We start from the raw sequence: 14,336 nt of genomic DNA, 5'->3' as shown, positions 1-14,336 counted from the left end.
ACGTACTGTGATCCCGTGGCGACGGAGGAACACCTTGTGGCCGCACGCAGCAACCGCGCCGACCACATGGCGGCACGCCTTTCAGCTGCTGGTTTCACTCCGCGCGTGAGGCATCGGAAAGGCCGCGTCTGCGTCGAGACGGAAGTTCCGGATCCGATCTCGGCCGAGGCGTGGCGAGAGCTCTTAGAGGTGCTGGGGACGGCCGACTCGTTCGGGCTGGTCACCAGCGGAAGCGGCCGCATCGCTTGGGCCGCCGTCAGCAAGGACACCCCCGCGACAGCGGGCGCTGCCCGGGGGCACGGCCATCAGCTATGAGGAGCTGATCAGCGTGATTGACCTTATCCGCCGGGCCCTTGACTGGGCTAGGCGACCATTCGTTCCCGTCAACGAGCCGGAGCGCCGCGGTGCGCCGGCCCCCGAGCGCCGGCCCGCCGAGAGGCCGCCTATGCCGGTCCCGCCCATGCGTCAGCCGCAGTGGTACGCAGAACTGCGCGACGTTGAGGAGACCTCTCTCGTCCGCCTGTACGTGGTGGGCGACGGCGAGCGCGCCCGCCGGCGGATGGAGCCTCGCTGGCGCCCACTCGTGGTTAGCCTGCCCTGGACCACGGCGGAGGTGCGCTGATGTACGAAGAAACCGCCACGTCCATGAGGACGCACCACCACGTGCGCATTCAGGTCACCGGGGAGACCGTCCAGCCCGGGGACGTCATCGTCTTCGGGGACTGCGGGTACACGGTGGTCGAGGTAGTGGACTTTTCCGGCAACAGGAAAGGCCTGCGCTTCCGCACAGGGGAAGCGCTGATCATGGAGCCGTCTGAGGAACTGTCCGCTGTGCGGGCCATCGAGAGGCGGTGAAACCCGCCGTGGCAGGCCGCTACCAGACAATCGCCGATGACCTCCGTCAGCTCATCGCTGCCGGAAACTGGCGGGTCGGCGAGCAGCTCCCGTCGGAGACGGAACTCGCCTCGCTGTACAGGGCCAGCCGCCCCACACTGAGGGGCGCCCTGGACCTGCTCCAGGCCGAAGGGCTGGTGGAGAAGTTCCACGGGCGAGGCAACTTCGTGCGGCGCCCCGGCGACCGCACCGTCTACGACAGTGCACGGCACACCTCGGACCGGCCGCCGGCACCCGGCTCAGCGTTGCGGGTCACTGTCGAGGTTCGCAGGGTAAAGGCATCCGGTGATGTGGCGTCGCTCCTGAAGATCCGCGCAGGCTCCCTGCTGACGGAGCAGGAATACGTCAGCATCGCCGGCACCTCGGTGCGGAGCGTGGCCCGCCTGTACGTGCCTCTCAAAGTGGCCAAGCTCGGACAGCCGGCGGGGGCTCTGTCGCCGTGGGGCGACAACGTCCGGGAGCTGCTTACCGCGGCCGGAGTGCATGTGGCATCCACGGTCGAGCGTGTCATCTCCCGGTTGCCGAGCGCTGAGGAGAGGGAGGTCTTCCGCAGCCCCGCGCCGGTCCTGGCAGTGGAACGGACGTCGATGGACGTCACCGGGCAGGTCGTAGAGGGGGCTCTTCTGAGCCTGCCGGGCGATCGCGCGGAGGCCGTCTTCACCACGCGTACGCGCGTCGAAGAACTGGAGGAAGCCGGATGACATCCACCGGGAGCGGAAGAACTCCCCGGGCAGAAGGCCTGCGACTCCTTCCATGGAGCTCACCGGACGACAAACCGTGCTTCCTCAGTCCGTCCAGCGGTCAAGGGAAGTTATCCCGATACGCCGACGCCGTAGAGGCAGCGCAGATGGATATCGGGGCCGATGTGCTGGCGGACGCGGAGAAGCTCCTCGCCAAGCCGGCGGCGTGCCGTCATGACCTCCGGCTCGCGCTTCATCAGACGGCCAAGTCGCTGGGCGACGTCCTGCGAGTGGCGGAGAGCAGGGGCGCACGGCTGCCTGTGCCAAATGAAGATGAGCAGCTGCTGGCGGATACGGAAGACGAGCCGCCCCGGCCGACGAGCTGACTCCCTTCCCGGCTAACGGTCCGGCCCCGAGGGGCCGGACCGTTTCGTGTTCAGGGCAGCGTGTCGGCATCCACACGGGAGAAGACGAGGTCGCACTCTTCCACGACTGGCCCGCTAAGGCGGGCGAGTGGAGCACCGGTGCAGCGAAGGGCGGCCGGGTAACTCTCCGGGGCGTAGTCGTTGGGTTGGCGGTAGGCGTGAAATCCGTGCTCGCGCATGGTGGCCAACAGTTCCTCTACGGAGTCCCCTAACCGAACCATCCGCTCGGGAGTCACCTCGACCGTGACCTCAGCATCGTGACGAAGCAGATCAAGCAAAGGAGCCATGCCGCGGACCACGCTCCCTTCCGCCCCCTCCACGTCGACTTTGATCACCCGCGCCCCAGCCACCTCGGAGGCGGTGAGTACCTCGGTGAGCGGGAGCGCCTGCGCCTCAAAACTGGACTCCACCGGCCCGTCGTACGGAACGATGCTGTTCGCCCCCAGGTTGCGAGAACTGGCGAGCATGAACCTCAAGGCCCCCCGGGCGTCAGACACAGCCGTATTGACCGCCCGCACGTTGCGACAGGCGTTACGCCGTGCGTTCGCCAGCACACTGCGGTGAAACGCGGGAGAAGCCTCAATCGCGACGACCCGCCCCGAGGGCCCGACCAAATGAGCCGCCAACAGACTGAAGTAACCGATGTTCGCGCCGACATCGACGAACGTGTCCCCGGGCCGAAGCCGCCGGCTCAACCAGCGAGTCATGTGGGGTTCCCACGTCCCGAACATGTAGATGTACCGCTGGATGAGATCTTGCGTGTCGACAGCGACATCCGCCCCGAACCGGGTCTGCACGATGCGCCTCCGGGGGCAGTCGCGCAGGTAGGGGTTGAGGTACTTTGCGGCCAGCCAGGACTTCCCCAGCGGACCGGGACCATGCCGCACGTACTGCCGACCGGCCGAGGCCAATAGCTCTGCGGTAAAACTGCTCATCCGACACCTACCCAACCGGGTCTGTCGTGCCCTCTGATGCCCCGTCTGTCTCAGTGTTGCACCTCTCGGTGCTGTAGATCAGATACCGGATGGCTCTCTTCCTCTGATCCAGAGACAAGCCCAGTATGGGTATGACGTTGCCGCGCAGGATCTTGTACACAACTTCGCCGGACAGCCCCGCCACGTGCTCCGCGGCACCTACTTCGTGTGGGACAACCTCGAGTCAACGTGCGAACAGTCCGTCTCGAACTTTGCGTTGTCGGCCCCCACCGCCTCAATAGTTCCGGGGCCGTACAGAGACAACACTGCACCTGCCTGGATCACCACTTGCTGGCAGCGTCCTACGGTCTCACAGTTAGCAGACTCGAGCCCGCGACTGCGCCACTTACACACTGCAGCAAGGTATAGGCCGCAAGACGGCAGTCCAGTGTCTATCTGGAGCCCAGATGCACCCCAAGAGATCCGAGCGCACACTAAAGATGAGGCGGTAGCTGAAGCAGCGAAAGAGGTTTCCCATGGACCTCAGATCCCGCAACCCGCTCTGGAAGGCCCGTTGGCGTGTTAGCTGCCTGACAAGAGTTAGCTGGATGGAGCATTCCGCAAAGGCGGCAGCCATCGAAAGAGGATGCAAATTCGATAGCATTACCGGGCAGTGCACACACGGCCCCGACACAATAAGACTCCTGTATCGCGAGGTGGCAAATAACGCAGAAGAATCGAAGTCGGCAGCCAATAAAGGAGGTCCCGCCTGGCGCTATCCCGGCTATGCAGACTTGGCCATCAGTCACATGCATCTAGCCGATACCACGTTGGCGCGCATCCTTCCTAGCCACCGCCTCCGAGGGGAACTACCAAGAATACGCAGCGTGGTCCATGACTATCTACCATCCGACGATCCGCGCCGAAAGTGGCTAGAAAGCAATACTGGACAACCGGCAGAAATGCGGATAGTGCATTTTGAACGAGATCGACTCATCTCAGCACTACGAGGGGCCTACGTGGCACACGGCCTCAACCGAGGCAGGATCCGAACCTTTAACAATATCCTGCTTGTCTCCGCGGCAATACTACTATTCTTGGCGACCTCCCTTGGAGTGGCCAGCCTATTCACCCCAATTGATCTCACTTGCGTCAATCAATCCTTGTGCCCTCTTGGCAATCATAGCAATAGCGGCGATGCACTTGTCGTAGAATTCCTTGGAGCGGTAGGGGCATCGGTGGCCTCAGTTGTCGCCCTCTCACGCATGCAACGAGTAGAGGACCCTTACGTCGTCCATGTCGCCCAGGCAGTATTGAAAATCCCCCTTGGAGCCCTGACAGCCGTACTCGGGCTACTCCTGCTATACTCCACACAATTCCCTCCAATTGCCACACGGTGGCAGATTTTGGCATACGCGGTAGCGTTCGGCTATTCCCAAGAATTGTTCACTCGACTGATCGACAGGAAGGGTGATGAGCTGCAGAGGGCAGCCACGCCTGTAGTGATGCGATCACCCTCCCCCGACGACTGATCTGAGCGCGCCTTCACACCCGGCCCGACATCAAAGCCAACCCAGGTTGCTTCGGAACGGGAACTGCCAACCTCTACGCGAGGAGCACCAGCAGCCTCAATCCGATCGCACGCGTTCCAACCTCACCCCGGTACCTCCCGCCAAGGAGCCGCGCCCACTGGGTAGGTTCTCGCCGAAGGGCGCCAGCTCGCCCTCCTCCTGCTAGTCCATACCGCGATGGCCAGCTGCGTCCGCAATGCGCCTGTTGGCACGTTCGCGGCCGGTAAGCCCTCCGCAAGCCGACACATGCCAGGTGACCACGGGTGAAGAACCGCCTCAGCGGCCTAGCTAAGCCGTGCGCAGCCTGGCCGCCACCTGACAGTCTTCGAGGTCCGTCAGATACCCCCTACAGACGCTTCGATCCCTCACGGCACAAGGCCCGCGATCGCCCGGCTACCGCCGTAGTGAAGCAGCGAAGTGCACCAACCGCAGCGGTCATACGTGTCCGCGGGCCCTCGCCCTCGTTCTACGAATCAGTGCTGGAGACCTCAACCCGACCAAGAGGCCACAGCGCGTGGGAACGAAGACAGCACCTGGGGGGGGACGGTGGCAACACCCGCCTCACGCCACGGCGCTCATCGAAGCAAGGGGGGGTAACGCCATGATCGAAGCCAGTGGCCAAGGTGGTCAGGTCCAGTTCGACGGTCAATACATCACCATCACCCGCAAGGGGTTCCTCGCACGGGCGACCGTCGGCAAGGGTGAGAAACGCCTGCATATCTCACAGATCGCTGCTGTCCAGTGGAAGCCCGCCGGCCCACTCGTGAACGGCTTTATCCAGTTCACTCTCCCGGGGGGCAACGAGCGACGATCGGCCTTCGGCGGGCAGACCGCGAGTGCTGCACAGGATGAGAACTCGGTGGTCTTCACGAAGAAGCAACAGCCAGAGTTCGAGAAGATTCGGGCAGCCCTCGACCAGGCGATCGCTGCACAGCATGGGCAACGGACACCACCTGCACCCACGGCACCCGTCTCATTGGCGGACGAGTTGACCAAGCTGGCCGCACTGCGGGACCAGGGCATTTTGAGCTCGGCTGAGTTCGAACAGCAGAAGGCACGACTGCTGGATCAGTGACACCCCTTCACTTTCATTAGTCTGGCGAGCGACGAACAGTGAGCGGGATTGCGGGCCACCTTGGACCAGTCGAGGCCGCTCGCTAGCCGTCGACACCAGCAGCGTCAGGAGCATGCTCTGCCTTGATGACAGCACAGGGCCCCATCACGGACACCTGTGCCGGAACAGCGCTCCAGCTCACTCAGTCGTGCTGCCACCAACTCCTAGAGAGCGTAGGCTTAGTTGAGGCAGTAATGCCCGCCGGCTTTGGCCGAGACCCTGCCTCTACGTACAGCGGGGTAGCTACGATCAGCCGATGCTCGAGCCTCTCCGGAGGGAAGTTACACAACACTCGGGCATGACCATGCAGGTACGCAGGCCCACCGTTAGCAAAACGCCAGAGCATGGCGTAGCACGAGCGTGCCGCAAACTCCTGGTCCCTTCGGCTGGTGGAGACCAAGCTGTCCGGCATCGAGGTGCCCCCCTGTGCTTCACGGTCGACCAGGTCGGCAGCGAGGTCGTGCAGCCAGTCGGATCCTGACCCCATACGCTTCGGCGCGCAGTCTCGATGCTCTAGTACATGTTGGACCGAACCACACAGGATGAGTTCTACACCCGAGCACTCTTCACGATCTCTCAATGAGCAGGAGGAATCCTCCAACGACGCATAGGTGTACACCCCCGCGATCAAGCAAGCCCCAGTCACGCAATCCGGGGCCATATCAGAAGGGCCCAGTAAACTCGATCCAGTCACGAGCCATCAAGGACTCACACGAGCCCGGAACGCGAGTGTGTGCCCAGCACTTCTCTCGGATGTGGGACACCACCTGCTCCAGACGGGCCCCGGGCGATACTTCGCACGCGGGCTCTTCCCCCACAGATACGCGGGCCCCGATACCAAGCACTGATGTCTCAGCCTCAGCCGCCCGCCGGGTGACAAACCCATTTTCTGGAACCCGGTAGAATTCGTCTAGCTTTGCCGTCGACAGGTAGAGCAACTCCCGCTCTCGCATCTGATCCCCCTGAGGCTCCGGACGCCCGACCTGCAGCAGGTGGGTATCACATATATTCAACAGACGCCGTCAGATTACTTCCTGCTGACCCTGCTGGGGTTGATCGAGTTGCTGCTCACGCATGCGTTGATCCGCACGCAACCTTTCTACCGTAGTAGCAAAATCCTTCAGCCTTGCACTCTCTTCGCCTTCGGCATAAGGCATGATGCCGAGCTCAAGCGCAGTCGCATGCTGCTCCATACTGTCGGCGGTCTGCTGAAGGTTGAACGCACGCTCGCGGGGCTTAAAATATCCAGCAGCGGCCGTGACTACACTCACAGTAAACCCAAGGCCAATTAGAGCACCTTTCCCCGGCTGCGGCGGGTCATACCAAGCTGTAACTCCAGTGATAGCCGCCGAACTGAAGAATAGCATCCATTGCATTAAGAGATGCACACGCCGGTAGTGCCGAGATTCTTTACGCAACCTGGCTATCTCGCCGGGAATCCTTTCCCTGTATGAGGCTTGCCTCTCAACAGTTGGAGGAGTGAGCCGCCTAGCCTCAAGAATCCTCTGCTCTTCAGCCAACTCAAGTTTAAGCTTAAGCCCCTTTAGCGGAGTTCCCGAATCTTCCCAAAACCCCCCTTCTAAAAATTCAGCCCCGAATTGCACAAGGGTCGCAGCGCACAGGAATACCGTAATTCCCATAAACGTACCGTTGATGGCAGCCGGTACGGCGACATTCAACCAAAATGTGATCTTCGCGCCGCGCCAGACGAGAATCGCGACCAGCACCGCAATTGGGGTCCCATAGAGGCCGGAGACTTGAAAACGCCTATTTTTGATACGCTGCTGGAGGTCAGCAATCTCTTTCCGGTACTCGATCAGAGCATCAGTGGTTGATGCATTTTGCGACTCCGTCACCGAATGTCCGTCCCTTTACCTATAAGCCCCAACGATGGAGTCGAGACCAACGGTCAGCGCCGCGCCAATCCAGCGGCTCTCCATGCCCCCTTGGCAGCATGATGTCGCACCAGAGTGATCTGAGGGGCTACATCGGGTCTTTCGTTATCGCGACGAGCTCAGCTAGCTGCGGCCCACGGCGGTGTACCGCTTCTCCCGACCCGACTCCAATCGGCGTTCCCCCCTTCAGGGGGGAACGCACGGCGGCAGGTGTGCGGCGCTGGAGGTCCCGGTCAGCCGCTCGTCAGCGGTAGGGGCGCATCGGCACCAAACAGCCGACGGAGGGGAGAAGCCGGTCGAGGGTCGTGGCCGTTTCCCGGCCTGTGGCGGCAAGGGCGAGGGCGTCGGCAAGTCATGCGGCTGAGGCCTGATGAGATCCCGCCCGGAGGTCAGAGCTCGAGGGAGCGTGTAGGTCAGATCCTCGATGAGCCCCTATGTCTGCCATGAGCGCGTCATCCTCTCCCAGGGCGCGACACAGTTCCGACACACTTCGTTCCGCCACGCTCCTCATGCCGCGCCCGCCGCAGGTCAGAGGCCAGTGAAGAGCGATCAGCACACGGCCTCCGGAGCCGTGTGCGCAGGTTCGAATCCTGCCGGGGGCACTTCTGCCGGATCAGCTGAATCAGTTCGCTGACCTGCATGAGTGCCGAGATTGAAGGCCTGGACCCAGTCACCACTGGATCCAGGCCTTTGTCGTTGTTCCGGAGCATGACCTCCTCAGCCCCTGGCTCAGCGCTGCTGACTCACGGGCTTTTGTTGTTGTGGGCATGATGTGGGGGCGGCCGGGGTAAGGTGCGGTCCCCTAGGGGCAGGAGTGATCCGGGTCGGCCGGGTCGTCCTGCCAAGTTTTCTCGCAACACGCCTACTTGACGGTTACTCAGGGAAGCGGGGCGGATGAGATTTCGGCGGGGGGCCGGGCAGGGGCTGGAGCTGCATCAGGCCCGGGACGATCTGCCGTTGCGGGTCGTGCTGGAGGACGCCGCCATGGGGCGGTGGGAGGGGCCCCGGGATCTGATCGGGGCCACCGGGGCGGACTGGGACCGGCGGATCTTCCGGTTGCAGGTGCTGGCGCGGGCCGGGGCGGGGTTGCGGTTCGCCGATACGTGGGCGCGGGCCGAGCCGGGGTCGGGGGACGCGCTGGCGCTGCTCGCGCACGTGCAGGCGGTGCGGTCGGTGATCAGCGGGGCCGGGGCGGGGCGGGCCGAGATGGAGCGCGCCTGGTCGACCTGTCTGGCGGCCGCCGAGGCCGTGCCGGGCGACCCCTCCCCCTGGGTGGTGATGCTCGCGCTGATCCGGGTCCACGCGCCGGGCCGGAACGTGCTGGAGCAGGTGTGGGGCGAAATCGTGCGGCGGGACCCGTACAACCGCGAGGCCCACCACGAGCTGCTCACCTATCTCTTCGCCCGCAACCACGGCTCCGGGGCGGAGATGTTCCACTGGGCGCAGGAGCGGGCCGACACCGCGCCCCGCGGGCTGCCGCTCGCCGTGCTGCCGCTGGTCGCGCTCGCCGAGTCGCACCGGCACCGGATGGAGACGGACGCGGCCAGCTACGGGCTGAGCGTCCACCCCTGGATCGACTGCCCGCACATCGACCCGGTGCTGGACGGCTGGTGGCGGCACCGCGGGACGCGGCGCCACGCCCAGTTCACCGACGACGCCAACTACCTCGCCCACGCCCTGGCCTTCGCGGGGCGGCACGCCGAGGCCCACGAGGTGTTCGAAGCCATCGGCCCGTACGCCTCCGAGGTGCCCTGGTCGTACTGCGGGGACGCCCAGGAGCTCTTCGTACGGCACCGCAAGTGGGCCCTCCGGGCTGTTCGGGAGGGGCGGGTTCCCCGGCACCGGGCTCCCAGGGGCTGATCCTTTCGGCACCGGGCCCGCCCACGTTCCAGCAACGCGCACATTCCCTGACCGTTCTTCACGAGAAAGAGAATCGCGTGCCACTCGATCTTCCCGGCGGGCCCGGCGGCCCGGGCGGCTCCGGCGTCTCCGACGAGGAGCGCCTGCGCCAGCTCGGCTACACCCAGGTCCTCGCCCGCCACATGTCCGGCTTCGCCAACTTCGCCGTCTCCTTCACGATCATCTCCGTGCTCTCCGGCTGCATGACGCTGTACGGCTTCGGCATGAAGACGGGCGGTCCGGCCATGCTCACCTGGGGCTGGATCGGCGTCGGGGCGATGTCGCTGTTCGTGGGGCTGGCGATGGCGGAGGTGTGCTCCTCGTACCCGACCTCGGCCGGCCTGTACTTCTGGGCGCACCGGATGGCGCCCGAGCGCTCGCGCGCGGCGTGGGCGTGGTTCACGGGCTGGTTCAACGTGCTCGGGCAGGTCGCGGCGACCGCCGGCATCGACTTCGGCGCGGCCTCCTTCCTCAACGCCTACCTCGACCTCCAGTTCGGCTTCGCGGCGACGCCCGGCCACACGATCGCGCTGTTCGGCGCGGTGCTCCTGCTGCACGCCGTCCTGAACACCTTCGGCGTGCGGCTGGTGGCGTTCCTGAACTCCGTGAGCGTGTGGTGGCACCTGCTGGGTGTCCTGGTCATCGTCGGCGTGCTGGCCCTCGTCCCGGGCCGGCACCAGTCGACGTCGTTCGTCTTCACGCACTTCGTCAACGACACCGGCTGGACCTCCGGCCTCTACGTGGGGCTGCTCTCGCTCCTCGTCGCGCAGTACACCTTCACCGGCTTCGACGCCTCCGCCCACATGACGGAGGAGACGAACGACGCGGCGGTCGCGGGGCCGCGCGGCATCGTCCGGTCGATCTGGGTGTCCTGGATCGCCGGCTTCGTCCTGCTGGCCGGCCTGACGTACGCGATCCAGGACTGGGACGGCACGGCCGGCACCGCCACCGGCGTCCCGCCCGCGCAGATCTTCCTGGACGCGCTCGGCCCGGCCGGCGGGAAGCTGCTCCTGCTCGTCGTGATCGCCGCGCAGCTGTTCTGCGGCATGGCGTCCGTGACCGCCAACTCGCGGATGATCTACGCGTTCTCGCGGGACGGCGCCCTGCCCTTCTCCCGCGTCTGGCACCGGATCAACCCACAGACGCGCACCCCCACCAACGCCGTCTGGCTGGCCGCCGCGGGCGCCTTCGTCCTGGGCCTGCCGTACCTCGTCAACTCCACGGCCTACGCCGCGGTGACCTCGATCGCCACCATCGGCCTGTACCTCGCCTACGCCGCGCCGACCCTGCTGCGGCTGCGCAAGGGCGACGCCTTCGAGCGCGGGCCCTGGCACCTGGGCCGCTGGTCGAAGCCGGTCGGCGTCGTGGCCATCGGCTGGGTCGCCGTGATCACCGTGCTGTTCATGCTGCCGCAGACGAGCCCCGTCACCGCCGACACGTTCAACTACGCCCCCGTCGCGGTCGCCGCCGTCCTGGGGTTCGCCGGTGTCTGGTGGCTCGCCTCGGCCCGCACGTGGTTCCTCCGGCCGGAACACCCGCGCAACGCCGCGCCCCTTCAGGATCCGGCCCGGGAGTCTCAGGCTTCCGATCTTTTTCGCTGGTAGGAGCAGGGAGCTGCCCGCCGGACCCGCTAGATCTTCGGGTAGCTGAACGCGTACCCCTGCTCCTTGAACCACGGCAGCAGCCTCTCCAGCGCCTCCACCGTCTGGCCGCGGTTGCCGCCACCGTCGTGGAAGAGCACCGTCGGGCCCTCCTTCATGCCCTTCTTCACCGTCTCGACGATGCGGTCGGCGCCGGGGTTCTGCCAGTCGTGGGTGTCGACGTTCCAGCCGAGGGGGCGCATGCCGTGCGACGCGGCGACCTCTCGGCTGTACGGGGTGAACGCACCGCCCGGCGCCCGGTAGTAGCGCACCCGGGCGCCCTCCCCCGCCGCCTCCTCGATCATCTTCTGGGCGTCGAGGACCTGTCCTTCCTGGTAGGGCTCGGCGCGCTTGTCCATGGCGGTGTTGTGGTCGACGGAGTGGTCGCACAGCCGGTGGCCGGCCGCGGTGACCTTCTTCACGAGGTCGGGGTACTCCCGGGCCCGCGACCCGATGATGCAGAACGTCGCTTTCGCGTCGTACTTCTTGAGCAGGGCGAGGACCTTCACCGTCCAGCTGGGATCGGGGCCGTCGTCGATGGTCAGGTTGACCGTTTTTCCCGGGTCCTCGCTCTCGTGCGTGATCTCGGCCGACACCCGGGCCGGCGGCTCCGCCGGGGCCGAGGGCGCCGCGCCGGGAGACCTCCCCTTGTCCCCTCCGGCGGAGCCGCCGGAACTGCCGCTGCTACCAGCGCTGTTGCTCGGCCCCGCACTCGCCCCCGGGCCCTCCGTGGCCATGGCCACGCATCCGGAGAGCGTGGCGTAGAGCGCCACGGCCGAAGCCGTCGCGATGACGAGACGTCGATTCCTCCGAGCGGCCGGTCGTGCCATGAGCGTCCCCTCCCTCGGTGTGCACCCGAAGACGTCCATACCGAAAGGAAGGTTCCCAAGAGGGCTCGAAGAAGGACATCAACCCTCAAGGACTGCAAGTTCCTTGCCAGGACTCACACTTCCGGCGTTCCGGCGTCCGCTCGGGCAGCCGTTCCGGCAGCATCTCCCGCACCGGCAGCATCTCCCGCACCGGCGGCCTCCCCCGCACCGGCGGCGATCACCTCCGCGACCTCGCCCTTCCGCGCGGCCTCCTCCGCCGCGAAGCGCTCCGCGTCGAGCTTCTCGGCGACCTCCTCGTCCTGCGCCATCAGCAGGTCCAGGCTCGCGTCGCCCAGCTCCAGCACGCCCATGTCGACGTACGCGCGCTGCAGCCGCTCGCCCCACAGCCCGATGTCCTTGACGCACGGCACGATGCGCGAGAACAGCAACTTCCGGAAGAGCCGCACGTATTCGGACTCTTCGCTCAGCTTTATCGCCTCGTCGTGGGGGATGCCGAAGTCGGTGAGCACCACCTCGCCCCGCAGCCGGTCGCGCATCAGATAGCAGCCCTCGATGACGAACTCCTCGCGCTCGCGCAGCTCGGCGCGCGACAGCTGCCGGTAGTAGTCGCGCAGCGCCATGCGGCCGAAGGCGACGTGCCGGGCCTCGTCCTGCATGACGTAGGCGAGGATCTGCTTGGGCAGCGGCTTGTCCGTGATGTCCCGCAGCATGCCGAAGGCGGCGAGGGCCAGGCCTTCGATGAGCACCTGCATACCGAGGTACGGCATGTCCCAGCGGGAGTCGCGCAGGGTGTCGCCCAGCAGCGACTGGAGACTGTCGTCGACGGGGTAGAGCAGGCCGATCTTCTCGTGGAGGAAGCGGCCGTAGAGCTCGGCGTGGCGGGCCTCGTCCATCGTCTGGGTGGCGGAGTAGAACTTGGCGTCCAGATCCGGCACGGACTCCACGATGCGGGCGGCGCAGACCATCGCGCCCTGCTCGCCGTGGAGGAACTGGCTGAACTGCCAGCCCGCGTACATGCGCCGCAGCTCGCCCTTGTCCTTGTCACCCAGCCGGCCCCAGTGCGGGGTGCCGAAGAGCGGGCTGGACTCGTCGGGCAGGCCGAGCGGGTCGTACGGATCGACGGGCAGGGACCAGTCGATGCGCTTGTCCGCATCCCACTGCTTGTCCTTGCCCTTCTGGTAGAGGGCCAGCAGCCTGTCGCGGCCCTCGTCGTATTCCCAGCTGAAGCGGGCCGCGCCCGCCGCCGGCACCGTCCAGCCCGGGTCGCCCGGGTCATGTGCGTAGAGGTTGCGCGTCGCCATCGGCGTCTCCCGTCCCCTGCCGGTACCACCGGTCCCATGGGCAGGCTCACACGCCGGTTACCGCCGGGTCAATGATCCCTCGCCAACTCACCCGAAAGGGCTCCGAAAGGACTCCCGAAAGGGTTCCCCAAAGGATTGACGTGCTTGCTGACAGGCAGTCTCATAAGGGTGTGACCCCAAGTAACCCTGTAGTCGGCCGGCTTCGGGACGCCCTCGGACCGCTCAAGGACCGCGAACAGGTCGCCCTCCGCCTGCTGGACTCCTCCTCCAGACACTCCTTCGACCCGGACACCGAACTCGACTGGGACGCGCCCCTGGTGGACGGCATGTGGTTCTGGCCGCCCGAGCTGCTCTCCCTCTACGGCACCCCCCTGTGGCGCACGATGTCCGAGGAGCAGCGCATCGAGCTCTCCCGGCACGAGGCGGCCTCGCTCGCCTCGCTCGGCATCTGGTTCGAGCTCATCCTGATGCAGCTGCTGGTCCGGCACGTCTACGACAAGCCCGCCACCAGCGCGCACGTCCGCTACGCCCTCACCGAGATCGCCGACGAGTGCCGGCACTCGAAGATGTTCGCCCGGCTGATCGAGCGCGGCGGCGCGCCCGCATACCCCGTGTCCCCCCTGCACCACAACCTCGCGCGCGTCCTCAAGACCGTGTCCACCACGCCCGGTTCGTTCGCCTGCACGCTGCTGGGCGAGGAGATCCTCGACTACATGCAGCGCCTCACCTTCCCCGACGAGCGGGTGCAGCCGCTGGTGCGCGGCGTGACCCGGATCCACGTGGTGGAGGAGGCGCGCCACGTCCGGTACGCCCGGGAGGAGCTGCGCCGCCAGATGGTGGGCTGCCCGCGCTGGGAGGCGTCCCTGACCCGGCTCAGCTGCGGCGAGGCGGCCCGGGTCTTCTCCGTCGCCTTCGTCAACCCGGCCGTCTACACGAACGTGGGCCTGGACCGGCGCGAGGCCGTCGCCCAGGTCCGGGCGAGCGGGCACCGGCGCGAGGTGATGCAGGCGGGCGCCGAGCGGCTCACCGGCTTCCTGGGCGACATCGGCGTGCTGCGGGGCGCGGGCCGCCGCCTGTGGCGCAGCTCCGGCCTGCTGGCCTGAAAGCTCCGGCCTGCCGGCCTCAAAGCTCCGGCCTGCCGGCCTGAAGCGGCCGGCCGCACGACCCGCGCCC

At 66.1% G+C, this 14,336-nt stretch carries 13 protein-coding genes and 1 tRNA gene; 9 read left to right on the top strand and 5 right to left on the bottom strand.

What is annotated here, in order from left to right; all coding sequences use genetic code 11:
* The first annotated feature begins 15 nt into the window (after window positions 1-15).
* The 4 genes from PS271_RS20130 (at window position 16) to PS271_RS20115 (ending at window position 1,960) form a co-directional block, all read left to right on the top strand.
* Entirely contained in the window at window positions 16-315 is a 300-nt protein-coding gene (locus PS271_RS20130) for a hypothetical protein (RefSeq protein ID WP_398383504.1), read from the top strand.
* A gap of 306 nt (window positions 316-621) precedes the next feature.
* A complete protein-coding gene (locus PS271_RS20125; RefSeq protein ID WP_398383502.1) occupies window positions 622-855 on the top strand; it encodes a hypothetical protein in 234 nt (77 codons plus the stop codon).
* Between the two features lie 8 nt (window positions 856-863).
* A complete protein-coding gene (locus PS271_RS20120) occupies window positions 864-1,595 on the top strand; it encodes a GntR family transcriptional regulator (RefSeq protein ID WP_398383501.1) in 732 nt (243 codons plus the stop codon).
* A gap of 146 nt (window positions 1,596-1,741) precedes the next feature.
* On the top strand, window positions 1,742-1,960 hold the full coding sequence (locus PS271_RS20115) for a hypothetical protein (protein WP_398383500.1): 219 nt from the start codon (window positions 1,742-1,744) through the stop codon (window positions 1,958-1,960).
* 50 nt (window positions 1,961-2,010) lie between these two features.
* Here the strand turns inward: PS271_RS20115 and PS271_RS20110 are convergent, their stop codons facing one another.
* Entirely contained in the window at window positions 2,011-2,934 is a 924-nt protein-coding gene (locus tag PS271_RS20110; RefSeq protein WP_398383498.1) for an FkbM family methyltransferase, read from the bottom strand.
* Window positions 2,935-5,085: 2,151 nt separating this feature from the next.
* Here PS271_RS20110 and PS271_RS20105 point away from each other — a divergent pair.
* The gene (locus PS271_RS20105; protein ID WP_398383496.1) at window positions 5,086-5,559 is read left to right on the top strand and encodes a DUF4429 domain-containing protein; all 474 of its coding nucleotides are present in this window, start codon (window positions 5,086-5,088) and stop codon (window positions 5,557-5,559) included.
* Between the two features lie 181 nt (window positions 5,560-5,740).
* Here the strand turns inward: PS271_RS20105 and PS271_RS20100 are convergent, their stop codons facing one another.
* Both PS271_RS20100 and PS271_RS20095 read right to left on the bottom strand, forming a co-directional pair.
* Entirely contained in the window at window positions 5,741-6,259 is a 519-nt protein-coding gene (locus PS271_RS20100) for an SAVMC3_10250 family protein (RefSeq protein WP_398386948.1), read from the bottom strand.
* A gap of 361 nt (window positions 6,260-6,620) precedes the next feature.
* Window positions 6,621-7,454, bottom strand: a complete 834-nt coding sequence (locus PS271_RS20095) for an SLATT domain-containing protein (protein ID WP_398383495.1) — start codon at window positions 7,452-7,454, stop codon at window positions 6,621-6,623.
* Window positions 7,455-8,009: 555 nt separating this feature from the next.
* Here PS271_RS20095 and PS271_RS20090 point away from each other — a divergent pair.
* The 3 genes from PS271_RS20090 to PS271_RS20080 all read left to right on the top strand — a co-directional run bounded on the left by PS271_RS20090 (window position 8,010) and on the right by PS271_RS20080 (window position 10,996).
* Window positions 8,010-8,095: transfer RNA gene (locus PS271_RS20090), tRNA-Arg, on the top strand.
* 292 nt (window positions 8,096-8,387) lie between these two features.
* Window positions 8,388-9,353 (top strand): hypothetical protein, encoded by a 966-nt coding sequence (locus PS271_RS20085; protein WP_398383494.1) that lies wholly within the window; start codon window positions 8,388-8,390, stop codon window positions 9,351-9,353.
* 77 nt (window positions 9,354-9,430) lie between these two features.
* Complete coding sequence (locus PS271_RS20080) at window positions 9,431-10,996, top strand: amino acid permease (RefSeq protein ID WP_398383493.1); 1,566 nt, start codon at window positions 9,431-9,433, stop codon at window positions 10,994-10,996.
* A gap of 26 nt (window positions 10,997-11,022) precedes the next feature.
* Here the strand turns inward: PS271_RS20080 and PS271_RS20075 are convergent, their stop codons facing one another.
* On the bottom strand, window positions 11,023-11,862 hold the full coding sequence (locus tag PS271_RS20075; protein WP_398383492.1) for a polysaccharide deacetylase family protein: 840 nt from the start codon (window positions 11,860-11,862) through the stop codon (window positions 11,023-11,025).
* 113 nt (window positions 11,863-11,975) lie between these two features.
* Window positions 11,976-13,163 carry a ferritin-like domain-containing protein gene (locus PS271_RS20070; RefSeq protein ID WP_398383491.1) on the bottom strand — a complete coding sequence of 396 codons (1,188 nt, stop codon included), beginning with the start codon at window positions 13,161-13,163 and terminating at the stop codon, window positions 11,976-11,978.
* A gap of 170 nt (window positions 13,164-13,333) precedes the next feature.
* On the opposite strand from PS271_RS20070, the gene PS271_RS20065 reads away from it, so the two are divergent.
* Window positions 13,334-14,266 carry an AurF N-oxygenase family protein gene (locus PS271_RS20065; RefSeq protein WP_398383489.1) on the top strand — a complete coding sequence of 311 codons (933 nt, stop codon included), beginning with the start codon at window positions 13,334-13,336 and terminating at the stop codon, window positions 14,264-14,266.
* Window positions 14,267-14,336 lie beyond the last annotated feature (70 nt).

The organism is Streptomyces sp. SCA2-17, from assembly GCF_044336695.1.
The sequence above is the reverse complement of the archived record's forward strand: the minus strand, read 5'-3'. Positions and strand labels throughout refer to the sequence as shown.